The 328-nt window shown below is 35.4% G+C and carries 1 protein-coding gene; it reads left to right on the forward strand.

Annotated elements, in window-relative coordinates:
* Positions 1 to 117 precede the first annotated feature (117 nt).
* On the forward strand, positions 118 to 328 hold a 211-nt coding region (locus RV13_RS20605), incomplete at its 3' end, for a hypothetical protein (protein WP_143142319.1).

Below are 328 nucleotides of genomic sequence, written 5' to 3' on the forward strand. Positions count from 1 at the left end.
TGTTCATTTTAAGAAAGTAAAAGCACATGCGAATGATCCATTCAATCTAGTCGCAGATCGCTTAGCTAAGAAGGGTGCAAATCAATAATAACTATAAAAGAAAGAAGGCTGATGCAAATGGTAGTCATTAAGAAACCAGGGATGTTCAATGAGGACAAACAACCAGAATTTAAGACTGATATAGCAAAGAGTCTTAGTGATGTAAATATTCAAGGAAACGAGGATACAGTAAGTGATATTCCTGTTGTCAAAAAAGAAACACCAATCGATAATCAATCCTCTAGTGATACGGTTGGAGCAAAAATAAAAGGATGGGAAGAAACAATGG

Origin of the sequence: Enterococcus raffinosus, assembly GCF_001886185.1 — a bacterium.
Classification (GTDB): Bacteria; Bacillota; Bacilli; order Lactobacillales; family Enterococcaceae; genus Enterococcus_A; species Enterococcus_A raffinosus.